The sequence below is a fragment of the Lentzea indica genome, from assembly GCF_012184385.1.
GTDB lineage: Bacteria > Actinomycetota > Actinomycetes > Mycobacteriales > Pseudonocardiaceae > Lentzea > Lentzea indica.
In genome coordinates this window covers 20469-36231 of the sequence record NZ_VSRL01000006.1, presented here as the reverse complement: position 1 = coordinate 36231, position 15763 = coordinate 20469, and the positions used below count along the sequence as shown (strand labels likewise).

Sequence of the window (15763 nt, the reverse complement as noted above, 5' to 3'; positions counted from 1 at the left end):
ATGGCGAAGATCGCTGGGGCACCGATCTCCTGGGGTGTGTGCGAGGTTCCCGGCTGGGGCAACGTGCTCCCGGCCGGCACGGTCCTCGGTGAAATGCACTCCCTGGGCCTGAGCGCCACGGAACTCGGCCCGCCCGACTACCTGCCCGCCGACCCCGAAGCCTTGAAGGCTCTGCTGAGCGGCCACGACCTCACGCTGGTCGGCGGCTTCCTCGCGGTCACGCTGCACACCGACGTGCAGTCCACTCTGGACGAAGCCGACCGCGTCGCCGCGATCCTGAAGGCCGGCGGCGCCGAGGTGCTCGTGCTCGCCGCCGCCACCGGCCTGGACGGCTACGACGAACGACCCCAGCTCACCGACGACGAGTGGAGCACCCTCGTCGGCACCTGCGCGAAGATCCGTGAGATCGCCGCCGGGCACGGACTGAAGACCGTGCTGCACCCGCACGTGGGCACCCACGTCGAGCGGGAGGCGGAGGTCGACAGGTTCCTCGCGGACTCCGATCTCCAGCTCTGCCTGGACACCGGCCACCTGCTCATCGGTGGCACGGACCCGGTCGAGCTGGCGCGCCGCTACCCGGACCGGATCGGTCACGTGCACCTCAAGGACGTGCGTGACGAGATCGCGGCGAAGGTGCGCAGCGGCGAACTCAGTTACACCGATGCCGTTGAACACGGCATCTACGTGCCGCTCGGGGACGGCGACGTGGATGTGGAAGCGCTGGTGAAGCTCGTTCAGGAGGCGGGCTACGCCGGTTGGTTCGTGCTTGAGCAGGACACTCGGCTCAAGGACGGAAGCTCAGTGGACAAGCCACTGAAGGACACCGCGCGCAGCCTCGCGCACCTCAGCAAGATCCTCTGAAGGGACTGGAGACGATGAAGTCTCGCTTGGTCATCCGTGCGGGCGTTGCGCTCGCCGGTGTTGCTCTACTTGCCGCCTGTAGCGGTCCCACGGGAACCAACACCCAGAACACGCAGAACAACAGCGCGCCGGCCACCGGTGATCTCAAGGTCGCCGTCATCACGCACGGCACCGCGGGTGACGCGTTCTGGAGCGTGGTGAAGGTCGGCGCCGAGGACGCGGGCAAGCAGCTCGGCGTCGGCGTCACGTACAACTCCGACGGCGACCCCGGCGCCCAGGCGAAGCTGATCGACAACGCTGTGTCGCAGAAGGTCGGCGGCATCGTGGTGTCGATGGCGAACCCGGACGCCTTGAAGACTTCGATCGAGAACGCGGTCAAGGCGGGCATCCCGGTCATCACCATCAACTCCGGCAGCGCGAAGAGCGCGGAGTTCGGTGCCATGGCGCACGTCGGCCAGGAGGAGTCGATCGCCGGTGAGGAAGCCGGCAAGAAGCTCAAGGCAGCAGGCAAGACCAAGCTGCTGTGCGTGATCCACGAGGCCGGCAACACGGGCCTCAACCAGCGCTGCGACGGTGCCCGCACCGGCTTCGGCGGCGCGGTGGAGAACCTGCAGGTCGACATCAGCAACCCGACCGACATCGAGGCCCGCATCAAGGCCAAGCTGCAGTCCGACACCGCTGTCGACGGCGTGCTCGCGCTGAATCCGCAGGTCGCCGTGAACGCGGCGTCCGCGATCAAGGGCGCGAGCTCGAAGGCGCAGGTCGCGACGTTCGACCTGAACGCGGACGTGGTCAGCTCGATCAAGGCGGGCGACGTGCTCTTCGCCGTCGACCAGCAGCAGTACGAGCAGGGCTACCTGCCGATCGTGATGCTGAAGCTCTTCAAGGACAACGCCAACACCCTCGGTGGCGGCAAGCCCGTCCTCACCGGTCCCGGCTTCGTCGACAAGTCCAATGTGGACAAGGTCGCGGAGTACGCCAAGAACGGCAAGAGGTAAGGAGGAGGCGGGGAGATGACCGTGACAGCCAAGGCTCCACCGGCTGCCGACGAACGGCTGAGCAAGCCCAGGCTGCTCGACCAGCTGGTCGTGCGTCCGGAGATCGGCGCCATGCTCGGCGCACTGCTCGTGTTCCTGTTCTTCTCCGTGGTCACCGAGCAGTTCCTCAGCCTGGGAGGCGCGGCCACCTGGCTGGACGACGCCTCCATGCTTGGCATCATGGCGGTCGCGGTGGCACTGCTCATGATCGGCGGCGAGTTCGACCTGTCCGCCGGTGTCATGACCGCGTCCACCGCGCTCGTCACGGCCCTCCTCGCCACTCAGCTGGGACTCAACGTCTGGCTGTCGTTGCTGGTGTCGCTCGCCTTCGCGTTGGCGGTGGGCGCGTTGAACGGCTGGCTCGTGATGCGCACGGGCCTGCCGAGCTTCATCGTGACGCTGGGCAGTTTCCTCGCGTTGCAGGGCCTCAACCTCGGCGTCACCCGCCTGGTGACCGGCAGCGTGCAGGTGTCCGGCATGCGGGAGACCGCCGGCTACGAGTCGGCGGGTTTCCTGTTCGCGTCGACGTTCCAGGTCGGCGGCAGCAGTTTCTACGTGTCGATCATCTGGTGGGTCCTCTTCACCGTGATCGCGTCGACCATCCTGGTGCGCACCAAGTTCGGCAACTGGATCTTCGCGATCGGTGGTGCCGCACAGAGTTCCCGCGCGGTCGGCGTGCCGGTCGTGCGGTCGAAGATCCTGCTGTTCATGACGACGGCGTTCGCCGCGTGGCTGGTCGGTTCGATCAACATCCTGCGGTACGCGAGCGTGCAGGCGAACCAGGGCATCGGCCTGGAGTTCCAGTACATCATCGCGGCGGTGATCGGGGGCTGCCTGCTCACCGGTGGCTTCGGTTCCGCGGTGGGTGCCGCGATCGGCGCGCTGATCTTCGGCATGGCCAGGCAGGGCATCGTCTACGCGGGCTGGAACAGCGACTGGTTCCAGCTGTTCCTCGGCGTGATGCTGCTGGCGGCCGTGCTGGTGAACAACATGCTTCGCCGCAGGGCGGAAAGGGTGAAGCGATGACGTCACTCATCGAGGTCGAGAACATCGGCAAGACCTACGGCAGCGTCATCGCGCTCAGCGATGTGTCCACTGTGGTCAACGCGGGCGAGGTCACCTGCGTGCTCGGCGACAACGGTGCCGGCAAGTCGACGCTGATCAAGATCCTGGCCGGAGTCCATCAGCACGACCAGGGTTCGTTCAAGGTCGAGGGCAACGAGATCAAGTTCTCGTCGCCGCGCGAGGCGCTGGACCACGGCATCGCGACCGTGTACCAGGACCTCGCGGTCGTGCCGCTGATGTCGGTGTGGCGCAACTTCTTCCTCGGCTCGGAACCGACCACTCGCTTTGGTTTCCTGGATCGGAAGAAGGGCCGGGAGATCACCAAGAAGGCGTTGTCCGACATGGGCATCGACCTCCGTGACGTGGAACAGCCGGTCGGGACGCTGTCGGGTGGCGAACGGCAGTGCGTCGCCATCGCTCGCGCGGTCTACTTCGGTGCCAAGGTCCTGATCCTGGACGAACCAACCGCGGCTCTCGGCGTGAAACAGGCCGGTGTGGTGCTGAAGTACGTGGCCCAGGCGCGTGATCGTGGCCTCGGCGTCGTGCTGATCACGCACAACCCGCACCACGCCTACCCGGTCGGCAACCGGTTCCTGCTGCTCAAGCGCGGCCGCGCGCTCGGCAGCTACGACAAGTCCGAGATCGACATCGGCGAGCTGACGCGTCAGATGGCCGGTGGCGCCGAGCTCGAGGCTCTCGAACACGAACTGCGGGGAGTCGAGGCGTGACGTCTCTGGAAGTGCTGACCGTCGGCCGGGTCGGTGTCGACCTCTACCCCGAGCAGTCCGGGGTGCCCCTGGCCCAGGTCAGCACCTTCGCCAAGTCGCTCGGCGGCACCGCGACCAACGTCGCGGTCGCCGCCGCGCGGCTGGGGCGGAAAGCCGGTGTGCTCACCAAAGTCGGTCCGGACGGCTTCGGCACCTACGTTCGCGAGGCGCTCGAAGGCTTCGGGGTGTCGTCGGCCCACGTCGGCACCTCGCCGGACCTGCTGACGCCGGTGGTGTTCTGCGAGCTCAACCCGCCCGCTGACCCGCCGCTGCTGTTCTACCGGCTGCCGATCGCGCCGGATCTGACGTTGGGCGAGGACGACGTGCCGTGGGACGTCGTCCGCGACGTACCACTGCTGTGGGTCACCGGCACCGGCGTTTCCGCTGAACCCGCCCGTGCGAGCCAGCGGATGATGCTGGCCAGCCGCGCGCGCAAGTCGCACACCGTGCTGGATCTGGACTACCGCCCGATGTTCTGGCCGGACGTGAAGACCGCACGCGCCGAGATCAGCTGGATGCTCGACCACGTCACGGTCGCCGTCGGCAACCGGGCCGAGGTGGAGGTCGCGGTCGGCACCTCCGACCCGGACGAGGCCGCGTCACGACTGCTCGACCGCGGACTGTCACTGGCGCTGGTCAAGAAGGGCGCGGAGGGCGTTCTCGTGGCCACGCAGGAAGGCCGCTGGACGGTCGAGCCGAACCTGGTCGAGGTCGTGTGCGGGTTGGGTGCCGGCGACGCGTTCGGCGGATCTGTGGTGCACGGCCTGCTTTCCGGCTGGGATCCGGTGAAGATCGCCCGCTACGCCAACGCGGCGGGCGCGATCGTGGCGTCCCGGTTGGCCTGTGCGGACGCGATGCCCGACCAGAAAGAGATCGAGGAACTGCTGTGATCACCGACGAGCAGTGGGCAACGCTCCTGGAGACCCGTGCGACCGATCCGGGCGCGGTCCGGCGTGCCTACCAGGCGCGCAAGCGGCGCACGTCGTTGCTGGACGGCAAGTCCACGCTGTTCCTGGTCGCGGCGGACCATCCGGCACGTGGCGCGCTCGGCGTCGGCGGCGACCCGTTGGCGATGGCCGATCGACGGTCGTTGCTGGCCCGTTTGCTGACGGCGCTGGCGAACCCCGAGGTCGACGGTGTGCTCGGCACGCCGGACGTGATCGAGGACCTGCTGCTGCTCGACGGCCTGAACGAGCGCGTTGTCATCGGCTCGATGAACCGCGGCGGTCTGGCCGGTGCGGACTGGGAGATCGACGACAGGTTCACCGCGTACGACGCGGCGTCCATCGCGGCGTTCGGGCTGGACGGCGGCAAGATGCTGCTGCGCCTGGTCGACTCGGATCCCGGCACGATCCCGACGCTGGAAGGCTGCGCGCGAGCCGTCACCGAACTCGCGGAGCACGGCCTGATGGCGATGGTCGAACCGTTGCCGTACAAGCGTGATCACAACGACAAACTGGTGCTGCAGAAGGACTCCGCGGCCCTGTCACGTGCGTCGGCCGTGGCCGCCGGGCTGGGCGCGACCTCCGCTTACACCTGGCTGAAGCTGCCCGCACCCGAGGAACCGGACGTCGTGCTGGACACCACCGCGTTGCCCGCGTTGGTGCTCGGCGGCGTGCCGTCCGAACGGCCAGAGGACGACCTCGCGTCGTGGGGCCGCTCGCTGCGCCACCCGACCGTGCGCGGCCTGGTCGTCGGCCGCGCGTTGCTCTACCCGCCGGACGGCGACGTCGCCGCCGCGGTCGCTGCCGCCGCTGAAGTCCTACGTACCGCAAGGGGAATCACGGTATGACTTTGCACCGTCCACACGGGACGCTCTCGACTTCCTCCGACGTCATCCACTTGACGCCGGAGGACGCGGGCTGGACTTACACCGGTCTGCGCGTGCTGCGGATCGAGGCCGGTGGGTCGCGCACGGTCGAGACCGGCGAGTTCGAGGCGTTCGTACTGCCGCTGGCCGGGTCTCTGTCGGTCGAGGTCGACTCCGAGCGGTTCGAACTGCAGGGCCGCGACTCGGTGTTCACCCGCGTCACGGACTTCGCCTACGTGCCCCGAGACGCAACGGTTCGTCTCGGCTCTCTGGACGGGTGCGAGGTCGCGCTGCCGATGGCGCGCTGTGAGAACCGGCTCGCGGCCAAGTACGGCCCGGCCGACGGAGTTCCTGTCGAGGTCCGCGGCTCCGGCAACGCCACGCGCCAGGTCACGAACTTCGGCGTGCCGGGTGTGTGGGACCACGCGGACAAGCTCAACGCGTGCGAGCTGATCACGCCGGACGGCAACTGGTCCTCGTACCCGCCGCACAAGCACGACGACACCGAGCCGTGCGACGTGAACAACGAGGAGATCTACTACTTCCGGATCGCGGACCGGGACCAGGTCACCCCGTCCCGTACCGGTTTCGGCTTCCACCGCACGTACACCGACGACGGCACGATCGACGAGGACGTCACAGTGCGGGACGGCGACGTCTTCCTGATCCCGCGCGGCTACCACGGCCCGTGCGTCGCGGCGCCGGGATATCCCATGTACTACCTGAACGTTCTCGCCGGTCCGGGCTCGGAACGGTCCATGGCGTTCTGCGACGACCCGGCGCACACCTGGGTCCGCGACAGCTGGGCGACGCAGGAACTCGACCCGCGCTGCCCGGTCACGACTGCTGAGGGGCGGGTCAAATGAGGCTCACGACCGCGCAGGCTTTGGTCCGGTGGATGCTGGCCCAGCGCACGGAACTCTTCGACGGTTCGCGCACGCCGCTGTTCCCCGGCGTGTTCGCGATCTTCGGTCACGGCAACGTGCTCGGCCTCGGCAACGCGCTGGAGGAGGTCCGCGACCGCCTTCCGGTGTGGCGCGGCCAGAACGAGCAGGGCATGGCACTCGCCGCGGTCGGCATCGGCAAGGCCTCGCACCGCCGCCAGGTCGGCGTCGCCACGTCGTCGATCGGTCCCGGTGCGCTGAACATGGTCACCGCGGCCGGCGTCGCGCACGCCAACCGCCTGCCGTTGCTGCTCCTGCCCGGCGACACCTTCACCGGCCGCGCGCCGGATCCCGTGCTGCAGCAGGTCGAGCACTTCCACGACCCGACCATGACGGTCAACGACGCGTTCCGCGCGGTAAGCCGCTACTTCGACCGCATCACTCGCCCCGAGCAGCTGCTGTCGACGCTGCCGCAGGTGGCGCGGATCCTGACCGACCCCGCCGACTGCGGTCCCGTCACCCTGGCCCTGCCGCAGGACGTTCAGGCCGAGTCCTACGACTTCCCGGAGTCGCTGTTCACCGAGGTCGTCCACCGCCCGTTGCGGCAGCGCCCCGACCTGAACGCTTTGGCCGAGGCCGTGCGGGCAATTCGTTCGGCATCACGGCCATTGCTGGTGCTGGGCGGCGGCGTCCGCTACTCGGGCGCCGCCGGTCGCGCGCTGCGGTTCGCCGAGCAGCACGGCATGCCGATCGTCGAGACGACGGCGGGGCGGACGTTGGTTCCCCACGACCACCCGCTGCACGCCGGCCCGTTGGGCATCACCGGTTCGACGTCGGCCAACGTCCTGGCAGGAGAGGCCGACCTCGTCATCGCGGTGGGCACCCGTCTGCAGGACTTCACCACCGCCTCCTGGACCGTCTTCTCCCCTGACGTGCACCTGGTGTCGCTCAACGCGGCACGCTTCGACGCCGTGAAGCACGGCTCGTTCGCCCTGGTCGCGGACGCCGACGAGGGCCTGCGCGAACTCACCGACGCCCTCGGCTCCTGGCAGGCCGCCGCCGACTGGTCCCGCCGTGCCCAGACGGAACGTGCGAAGTGGGACCGGCACATCACCGGCCTGCGCGAGCCTGCGGACGGCCTGCCGACGTACGCCCAGGTCGTCGGCGTCGTGAACGACGTCAGCGGCCCGACGGACTACGTGATGACGGCGTCCGGCGGCCTGCCAGGCGAGCTGATCGGCGGCTGGCGCGCCACCGGCGAGTCCACAATGGACGTCGAGTACGGCTTCTCGTGCATGGGCTACGAACTGGGCCGGTGCCTGGGGCGCGGCCATCGCCCACACCGAGGGCGTGGTCACCACCCTGCTCGGTGACGGCTCGTACCTGATGCTGAACTCCGAGCTCTTCTCGGCGGCCTTCGCGGGCCACGGGTTCGTCGCGGTCGTCTGCGACAACGACGGCTACGCCGTGATCCACCGCCTGCAGACCGGCCAGGGCGGCGCGGGCTTCAACAACCTCTACTCCGACTGCCGGTCCGATCACGCCGAACCCCCGCGCACCGACTTCGCCGGCCACGCGGCCGCGCTGGGCTGTGCGGTGTTCCCGGTCGACTCGCTGGCCGGCCTCGAAGGCGCCTACCGCAAGGCCCGCGAGGTGGCGGTGTCCGAACGCCGTCCGGCCGTCGTCGTGATCCGCACGCATCCGTCTTCGTGGACCGAGGCCGGGGCTTGGTGGGAGGTCGGTGTGCCGGAGGTCTCTCACCGCGCGGGGATCGCCCAGGCCCGTGAGGAAGTGCTGGAGGGCAAGGCCAAGCAGGTCCGGTACTTGAGCTGAACCCCAACAGCGGATACCGCCGCGCCAAGGTCGTCAACGAGGATTGCCGACCGTGACGCGGCGGACCGCTTGGCTCGGGGCAACGGGTGTCGTCCTCATTCTCGCGGTGGTCGTGTTCGTGCCGGAGCTGCAGTTCCCGCCCCTGTCCGACGCCGAACTGCAGCAGGTGACCGGAGCCGAAACCAAGATCGAGCGGCAGCAGGCCCAGGGCCAGCTGCGGAACAACGCACGTTCGGTCCTGTTGCAGGCCATCGCCGGGCTGCTGGTCGTGGTCGGTGCCACGGCGACTTGGTACCAGGTCAGGGTCAACAGGGACGGGCAGATCACCGATCGTTACAGCCGGGCGATCGAGCACCTCGGCAACGACAACGTGGACATCCGGATCGGTGGTCTCTACGCGCTGGAGAGGATCGCGAACAACTCCGAGGAGGACCGCCGCTTCATCCAGGTGACCATCGGCAGCTTCCTGCGCAATCGATCACCGTGGGCGGTCGGATCGCCGGACGGGCCGGAACATCCGACGCCGACCGTCGACGAAACGGTGCCGTGGTTGCGGATACGCGCTCCGGACGTCCAGACCGCGCTGGTCATCCTCGCCCGCCAGCCGAAAGCGCGCGACGCGCCACCGGTGAACCTGGCACGGGCGGACCTGCGCAGCGCCCACATGCAGGAGGGTGACCTGAGCGAAGCGACGTTCCGCCGGTCCAACCTCGCTCGCGCATGGTTGCCCGGCGTCCGGCTGGACGGTTGCGACCTCCACGCGTCCGACCTCCGCCTGGCCAATCTGGAGAACGCGAGTCTGCGGAACTCCTCTCTCCGCAACGCCCACCTCGAGGGCGCGAACCTGCGCTTCGCCGACCTGCGCCAAGCGGATCTGCGCGGCGCGCACGCGGATGCGAAGACCATCTGGCCGGCGGAGTTCACCGCAGAAGTCCGGCGCGATCGCGGCGTCGTTGATTCCGCAGCGCTACCGCCCAGTGACTGAGACACCCTCACATCCGGGAACAACACGCCGACGGCAGCCCCTTGAACAGTTCGTAGGCCTACGAACTGTTCAAGGGAGCCTCCTGTGAGCTTGTTGTTCTCCCCGCTGACCCTGCGCTCGGTCACGCTGCCCAACCGCATCGTGGTGAGCCCGATGTGCCAGTACTCGGCGACCGACGGGGTGCCGAACGACTGGCACTTCGTCCACCTGGGCTCGCGCGCGGTCGGCGGTGCCGGTCTGGTCTTCGCCGAGGCGACCGCCGTCGAGGCGCGCGGGCGGATCTCGCCGCAGGACGTCGGCATCTACAACGACGAGCAGGTCGCGGCCTGGAAGCGGATCACCGCGTTCATCAAGGAGCACGGCGCGGTTCCCGGCATTCAGCTCGCGCACGCCGGCCGCAAGGCGTTCGGCGACTGGGTTCCGGTCGCGCCGACGACCGAGCCGTTTCCCGGTCTTAACACGCCGGAGAAGCTCACCCACCACACTGAGATCGTCAAGGCGTTCGTCGACGGCGCGCTCAGGGCGGTCGAGGCCGGGTTCGAGGTGCTCGAGATCCACGCGGCCCACGGCTACCTGCTCCACGAGTACTACTCGCCGCTCACGAACGAGGGCAGCATCGAGGAACGCATCGCCGTCCCCGTCGAGGTCACCGCCGCCGTGAGGGCAGCGGTCGGCCCGGACGTGCCGGTGATCGTGAGGATCTCGGGCACCGACTGGGTGGAGGACGGCTGGACCGTCGACGACAGCGTTGTGCTGGCACAGGCGCTCAAGGCCGCGGGTGCGGACCTGATCGACGTGTCCAGCGGTGGCAACACCGCGCAGGCGGAAATCCCGGTCGGGCCCGGCTACCAGGTGCCGCTCGCCGAAGCGGTGCGACGCAAGGCAGACGTGCCCACGGGTGCGGTCGGCCTGATCACCGAGGCGACTCAGGCCGAACAGGTGCTTGCGGATGGTTCCGCCGACCTGGTGCTGCTCGCGCGCGAACTGCTCCGCGACCCGTACTGGCCGCTGCACGCGGCACAGAAGCTGGGTGTGGAGGTCCGGGCGCCGAGGCAGTACGCCAGGGCGTTCTGAAAGCGCCTTCAGAGTTCAAGGGTTGGGTGGCTGATGATCAGCCACCCAACCCTTGAACCCGTCAGGCTGAATTCAGCGCCGGTAGTCGTCGTAGTCGTCGTACGGGTCGTCGTGGTGCTCTTCACCACTACTCCCGTTCGACAACGACGTTTCGCCACCAGACAGCTCGCGCTGCAGCGCAGCGAAGTCGGTCTCATGAGAGCTGTACTTGAGCTCCCTGGCGACCTTCGTCTGCTTGGCCTTCGCTCGGCCGCGCCCCATGGCTCGACCCCCTCGCACAGGGACGGGGGCGGCCGGGGGAACGGCGGCCCCACTCGTCTCGACAACTAGTTCCTGGTAACTACCGTACCGTGCCGATGGGGTTCCTCGCGACGCGGTAGGCGTGACACGTACCGCCAAATCTCGCGGCCGCCCTCGCGTGGAAGGATGCACAGGTGCCCAGACCGTTCGTCGCCTACCTACGGGTGTACGAACCGTTATCGGTATTGGACGCACCGCTAGCGGCGAAGGTCGAGAAAGCCCTGGAAAAGGGCCCGATCCCCCGCTCGGAGGTAGGGGACCGGGAACGGGAGCTGTGGTTGCGATCACAGTTGGGGCAAAAGCTGCTTCCGGGCGAGTCGTTCGACGTCATGACGATCAGTCCGGCCGAGGTTCCGACCTCTGAAGCCGCCAAGGTCGGCCCGGGACCACTCGTCTGCCCGCTCGACCTCAGGGCCCGCTCCGCCGCCGCTCTGGTGGGCTTCCTGGCCACCGCGCCGCCGATCCTGCAGGACGCGGCTCTCAACGTTGCCCCGGAAACGGTCCGAGCGCGCGCCTCGGCCGTGATGGCCGAACTGGCGGCAGGAGCGGTTCACGTCATCTCCACGACCTGGACGGTGCCGCTGCCGTGGTTCTCCCTCGTCGACCCGGCCCAGCGCCGCGTGGTGCTGGCGAGCGCCCAGGACGACCCGGAACGGCAGGTGTCGTGGCGTGTGGCGATGGCCGACGCCCGGCGGAGGGTGGCACGGGCGCTGAAGGTCGTGAAGGGCTCGCTGGGCGAAGACGGGCCGGCCAAGATCCTCGCCGACACGGGCCGCTGGCTGGAGCACTTCCACCCGCACTCGGCCGTCGAGCTCGACTACGGCGGCCTGGTGCAGCTGCTCGAGGACAAGGACCTGCTGGAGGACACCTCTGCGGCGGACGTGAACGCCATCGTCGACGCCCTGGAGACCGGCGACGCCGAAGAGGTGGCGCTGCGCTACGAGACGCTGCGCGAGTTCTGGGGCGAGCTGGCCCGCAGGGAACGCCACGGCTGAAGCAGCACCCGTGCGGCCACGGCCGCCATCGCCGCGAGCACCATCGCCGCGGGCCACGCCACGTGCACCGCGACGAAGCTCGCGATGAACGGCGTGGTCGCGGCGCTGAGGTAGTTCGCAGAGTTCTGCATTCCGATCGCCGTGGCGCTGCGGCCGTCCGGCGCAAGCTCGCCGGCCTCGGTGACGGCGAGACCGTTCCAGCACAGGGCGAGCACGCTCGTCGGCACCAGGATCGCTATCAGCAGCGGCAACGGCGCCTGGTCCAGGACCGCGACCAGCACGAACCCCACTGCGGTGAGCACCGAAACGATCTTCAAAGGCCCGATTCGGTTGCGCACCCGGTCCGACCACACGCCGACCGCCAGCCGTCCGGCCCCGCCGATCGCCTGGGCGACGGCGAAGACGGCCGCGGCGGCCGTCACGCTCATGCCGCGATGTTCGTGCAGGAGGGGCACCAGCAGGGCGGTGGCGGTGAACTGCGGCACCACGAGCAGTCCGCTGGCGAGAGACAGCCGCAGGAGCTTCGGGTCCTTAAGCACCAGCCCGTGGTCCGCGCTCGCCCTGACCGCACCGGGTGGTTCCCGCACCAGCACGGCGACTGCGAGCGTCACGAACGCCGTCACGCCCGCCAGCACGACGAACGCCGTGGGCACCCCGGCCGAGATCGCGATTCCGGGCAGGACGGCCGCCGTGAGGGCCGCTCCCAGCGGGGTCGCCGTCTGGCGGACGCCCATCGCGAGGCCGCGGGACCCGCTGCTGAACCACGACATCACCGCCCGGCCGCTGGCCGCGTTCACGCTCGCCCCGAACAGCCCGGCCCCGAGCAACGCGAGACCCGCGAGCCAGGCGTTGCCCAGCGCCACGGACAGCAGGCAGCCGGCAGCCCCCAGGCCACCGATGGTCATGACGAGTCTTTCGCCGCGCCGGTCCGCGACGACTCCCCACGGCACCAGCGCGATCATCGTGCCGAGGTTGACGGCACCGAGAAGCAGCCCGACCTGGGGCAACGTCAGGGAGAAGTGTTGCTGGAGCTGGGGACTGATGGCGGGCAGACCGAGGAAGACGGCCGCGTTCGTGCCCTGCGCCAACGCCCCGATGCACAGCACGACCCAGCGATACCCCATGCAGGCACGCTAGGTCCGCCGCTCAGAAAGTGGAACGACCGTCCCAGATCGTGGGAGTCAGCTCTTGCGCCGGTGGTGCCCGCGCTCGGCAGCCAGCAGCTCGTCCACCGACGCGCTCCCGCGCTGGTAGCGCGACGCGATCTCGGCGTTGAGCTTGTCCACGACCACCTGTACCTCGCGCCGCCGCACCGACACCGAGGCCTCTTCCGAGATGAACGTCTCCAGCGCCTCGCCGAGGCGATCGTCGGACAACTTGCTCACGTCGGAGAGGTCCACGTCGGAGACGAGCGCCTCGACGTGCCGTTGATGCGCATCAGCACGTGACGGCTCATGGGTCTGGTACCGGCCGAGACCGGTCGCCGGCCCAACGGCGTTCGTGGACAGGATCGTGGCCAGCTGCTCGACCACCGCCGAGCCACCGGAACTGCGGCGCTCCTGTTCCGCGCGCACGATGTCGATGCGCGCGTGCAACAGCCGCCGCAGGTACGACAGGTCGGTCTCTTCCTGCGCTGCCTCGTCGCGGAGTTCGCGCACCTCGACGAGCGGGCGCTGCTCGACGCCCTCCGTGTAGTCGGGGGCGAGCACCCGGTCGATTCGGCGGCGCCCGCCAGGACGCACCTCGATCACGTGTCCATCCTGCGGTAGATCCTCCTCACCCGCCAACACATCCCATGCACCAAACTTGTCTCAAATGTGTGCGCCCAGGAGCTTTCGCGCCTCGTCCGGGGTCAAAGGAGGCCGCTGGGCGATCTTCGACAACCCGGCCGCACGTGCCACGAGCTGTGCGTTGTCCCGCACCGGTACACCGCGCGAATAGCTGATCGTGTCTTCCATGCCCACACGAAGATGGCCACCCGCGCCCAATGCGGTGAACATCACCGGCAGCGTCGTCCGGCCGATCCCGGTGGCGGAGAAGGTTGCTCCGTCCGGCAGAGCGTTGACGGCCGCGACCAGCGTGGCCGCGTCGCCGGGCATGCCACCGGGCACTCCCATGACGAAGTCCACGTGCACGTGGCCACCCGCTGGCAGCCCGTGCTGGTCCAAAAGGCGCTTCAACGACGCCAGCTGACCGATGTCGAAGATCTCGTACTCCGGCACGATGCCGCGTTCCTGCATGCCCTTGTGCAGGGAGACGATGAACTCCCAGCGGTTCATGAACACGTCGTCACCGAAGTTGACGGTGCCCATCGTGCAGGACGCCGAGTCCGGCATCGCCTCGAGCACGCGCAGCCGGTCCGACTCCGGGTCGTGCACCGACCCGCCGGTGGAGAGCTGAACGACGAGAGCGGTCTGCTCGCGCAGAGCCTCGACGGTGGCTTTGAGAAGACCGAGGTCCAGCGACGGCTTGGCATCCGCGCCGCGGATGTGGACGTGGATCATCGCCGCGCCGACCTGCTCGCAGCTCTGAGCCGTCGAGACCAGCTCTTCCAGGGTCACTGGAAGCTGCGGGACGTCGGCTTTCGCGTGTTCCGCTCCGGTGGGAGCGACCGTGATGAGCGTGCCCAGGGACATAGGCGCGACTCTAGGGGTTCATCCCCGCAGGTTGCGAACGGCTTCCCGGCCCAGTCCTGGGGTGTCCGGCGGCACCGAGTCGGGGTCGATCCGCGCCTGGACCTCACGTTCGGGCGCGCCCGCGACCAGGTCCGACTCGATCGGAACAGACCGCTTGACCAGCGCCAACGCGACCGGGCCTAGCTCGTGGTGCAGAGCAACGGTGCCCACACGGCCGACCACGCGCCCGTCGAGTGTGACCGGGTCACCGGTCTCCGGTTGCCCGTCGGCAGAACCATCCAGGTGGAGCAGGAGCATCCGGCGCGGCGGGCGTCCCACGTTGTGGACCTTCGCGACCGTCTCCTGGCCGCGGTAGCAGCCCTTGTTCAGGTGCACCGCGCTGTCGATCAGATTGACCTCGTGCGGGATCGTGCGCTCGTCGGTGTCGACGCCCTGCCGCGCCCGCAGCGACTCGACCCGCAGTGCCTCGAACGCGAAGCTGCCGGCCGGTCGCGCGCCGGCGTCCGTGATCCGCTGCCACCACTGCGCCAGCTCGGCGCGCGGCACCAGCAGGTCGAAGGAGTTCTGGCCAGGCCACGACGTCCGGCGCACGAAGCCCTCGCCCAGCGCGTCCACGTCCGCCGGCAGCCCGATGCCCAGCTTTTCCAGCAGGGCGGGCGCGTCCGGCCCGACGATCGTCAGCAGCGCGAACTCAGCCGTGGCGTCGCGGGGTTCGACCTTGGACCAGAAGACCATCTTCTTCAAGTACGCCAGCAGGTCGTCGACCTTCTCGACGTCGAGGAACACCGTGCCGCCGACGTTCGCGACGACCATGTGGTGCTCGAGCCTGCCCTGTGCGTCGAGGAGCAGCGCCTCGGTGGCGGCACCCTCGCCGAGCTGCTCGAAGTGCTGGCTCGTCAGCTGGTGCAGCCACGTGAGCCGGTCCTCACCCGGAATCGCGATGATGCCGCAGTTCGAACGGTCGACGACCACGACGGAACGGGCGGCGGAGCGCTGCTCGGCGAACGGGTCGCCGTAGTGCCAGGCAACGCCGGCGTCGATGGAATCGTCGGGCGGCGGGACGGCTCCGGGGAGGGTCACTCGGTCTCCTGCTCCTGCTTCAAACAGTCGCGGCACGTGCCGGACAGCGCGAGATGGCTTGCATCAAGTTCGAACCCGTCGCGCTCCCGCAATGTTCCGACCAACGGGTCGAGAAGCTCACACGGGATCTCCTCGATCCGGCCGCAGACGTGGCACACGAGGTGCACGTGCTGATGCTCGTCGACCGAGTAGCTGGGCGCGCCGTGGCCCAGGTGCGTGTGCCGCACCAGCCCGAGCCTGTCCAGCAGGTCGAGCGTGCGGTAGATCGTGGTGATGTTGACGGTCGGCGCGGTCTCCTGGACGCGCTGGCAGATCTGCTCGGGCGTCGCGTGCTCGAGCGTGCGGACCGCGTCCAGCACGAGCTGGCGCTGCGGCGTCATCCGCATGCCGCGGTCGTGCAGCGTTTTGCGCAGGCCTCTTGCGGTCTCCACATCAC

Annotated in this window: 16 protein-coding genes and 1 pseudogene; 11 read left to right on the top strand and 6 right to left on the bottom strand. The window is 68.9% G+C overall.

All coding sequences use genetic code 11. From position 1 onward, the window contains the following. The 10 genes and pseudogenes from FXN61_RS03020 (at position 1) to FXN61_RS02975 (ending at position 10316) form a co-directional block, all read left to right on the top strand. The gene (locus FXN61_RS03020; protein ID WP_167969989.1) at positions 1–861 is read left to right on the top strand and encodes a TIM barrel protein; all 861 of its coding nucleotides are present in this window, start codon (positions 1–3) and stop codon (positions 859–861) included. 14 nt (positions 862–875) lie between these two features. Further along, positions 876–1859: a sugar ABC transporter substrate-binding protein gene (locus tag FXN61_RS03015; RefSeq protein ID WP_167969987.1), complete on the top strand. Its 984-nt coding sequence runs from the start codon at positions 876–878 to the stop codon at positions 1857–1859. A 15-nt stretch (positions 1860–1874) separates the two neighbouring features. Then, the gene (locus FXN61_RS03010; RefSeq protein WP_167969985.1) at positions 1875–2924 is read left to right on the top strand and encodes an ABC transporter permease; all 1050 of its coding nucleotides are present in this window, start codon (positions 1875–1877) and stop codon (positions 2922–2924) included. Continuing rightward, on the top strand, positions 2921–3691 hold the full coding sequence (locus FXN61_RS03005) for an ATP-binding cassette domain-containing protein (RefSeq protein ID WP_167969983.1): 771 nt from the start codon (positions 2921–2923) through the stop codon (positions 3689–3691). The genes FXN61_RS03010 and FXN61_RS03005 overlap by 4 nt, the downstream gene beginning before the upstream one ends. Continuing rightward, entirely contained in the window at positions 3688–4620 is a 933-nt protein-coding gene (gene iolC / locus FXN61_RS03000; protein WP_167969981.1) for a 5-dehydro-2-deoxygluconokinase, read from the top strand. The genes FXN61_RS03005 and iolC overlap by 4 nt, the downstream gene beginning before the upstream one ends. After that, on the top strand, positions 4617–5522 hold the full coding sequence (locus FXN61_RS02995) for a Cgl0159 family (beta/alpha)8-fold protein (protein WP_167969979.1): 906 nt from the start codon (positions 4617–4619) through the stop codon (positions 5520–5522). The genes iolC and FXN61_RS02995 overlap by 4 nt, the downstream gene beginning before the upstream one ends. After that, positions 5519–6406, top strand: coding sequence for a 5-deoxy-glucuronate isomerase (iolB, locus tag FXN61_RS02990; protein ID WP_167969977.1), 888 nt, complete (start codon positions 5519–5521; stop codon positions 6404–6406). The genes FXN61_RS02995 and iolB overlap by 4 nt, the downstream gene beginning before the upstream one ends. Beyond that, positions 6403–8257, top strand: a pseudogene (iolD, locus tag FXN61_RS02985) (3D-(3,5/4)-trihydroxycyclohexane-1,2-dione acylhydrolase (decyclizing)). The gene iolB and the pseudogene iolD overlap by 4 nt, the downstream one beginning before the upstream one ends. Positions 8258–8309: 52 nt before the next feature. Next, positions 8310–9242 (top strand): pentapeptide repeat-containing protein, encoded by a 933-nt coding sequence (locus FXN61_RS55050; RefSeq protein WP_167969975.1) that lies wholly within the window; start codon positions 8310–8312, stop codon positions 9240–9242. Positions 9243–9326: 84 nt separating this feature from the next. Further along, positions 9327–10316 carry an NADH:flavin oxidoreductase/NADH oxidase gene (locus FXN61_RS02975; RefSeq protein WP_167969973.1) on the top strand — a complete coding sequence of 330 codons (990 nt, stop codon included), beginning with the start codon at positions 9327–9329 and terminating at the stop codon, positions 10314–10316. A gap of 72 nt (positions 10317–10388) precedes the next feature. On the opposite strand, the gene FXN61_RS02970 is transcribed toward FXN61_RS02975, so the two are convergent. Further along, positions 10389–10577, bottom strand: coding sequence for a DUF3073 domain-containing protein (locus tag FXN61_RS02970; protein WP_167969972.1), 189 nt, complete (start codon positions 10575–10577; stop codon positions 10389–10391). Positions 10578–10750: 173 nt separating this feature from the next. Here FXN61_RS02970 and FXN61_RS02965 point away from each other — a divergent pair, with 173 nt between their 5' ends. Beyond that, entirely contained in the window at positions 10751–11611 is an 861-nt protein-coding gene (locus FXN61_RS02965) for a DUF8083 family protein (RefSeq protein WP_167969970.1), read from the top strand. Here FXN61_RS02965 and FXN61_RS02960 read toward each other — a convergent pair. The 5 genes from FXN61_RS02960 to FXN61_RS02940 are packed head-to-tail and all read right to left on the bottom strand — an operon-like array spanning position 11554 to position 15713. Then, positions 11554–12735 carry an MFS transporter gene (locus FXN61_RS02960; protein WP_167969969.1) on the bottom strand — a complete coding sequence of 394 codons (1182 nt, stop codon included), beginning with the start codon at positions 12733–12735 and terminating at the stop codon, positions 11554–11556. The genes FXN61_RS02965 and FXN61_RS02960 overlap by 58 nt on opposite strands. 57 nt (positions 12736–12792) lie before the next feature. Further along, positions 12793–13362: an RsiG family protein gene (locus tag FXN61_RS02955; protein WP_167969967.1), complete on the bottom strand. Its 570-nt coding sequence runs from the start codon at positions 13360–13362 to the stop codon at positions 12793–12795. A 60-nt stretch (positions 13363–13422) separates the two neighbouring features. Next, positions 13423–14247: a beta-keto acid cleavage family enzyme gene (locus FXN61_RS02950; protein WP_167969966.1), complete on the bottom strand. Its 825-nt coding sequence runs from the start codon at positions 14245–14247 to the stop codon at positions 13423–13425. A gap of 18 nt (positions 14248–14265) precedes the next feature. After that, a complete protein-coding gene (ygfZ, locus tag FXN61_RS02945; protein ID WP_167969964.1) occupies positions 14266–15327 on the bottom strand; it encodes a CAF17-like 4Fe-4S cluster assembly/insertion protein YgfZ in 1062 nt (353 codons plus the stop codon). Beyond that, complete coding sequence (locus FXN61_RS02940) at positions 15324–15713, bottom strand: Fur family transcriptional regulator (protein ID WP_167970075.1); 390 nt, start codon at positions 15711–15713, stop codon at positions 15324–15326. Before FXN61_RS02940 ends, ygfZ begins: the two co-directional genes overlap by 4 nt. Between the last annotated feature and the right edge of the window lie 50 nt (positions 15714–15763).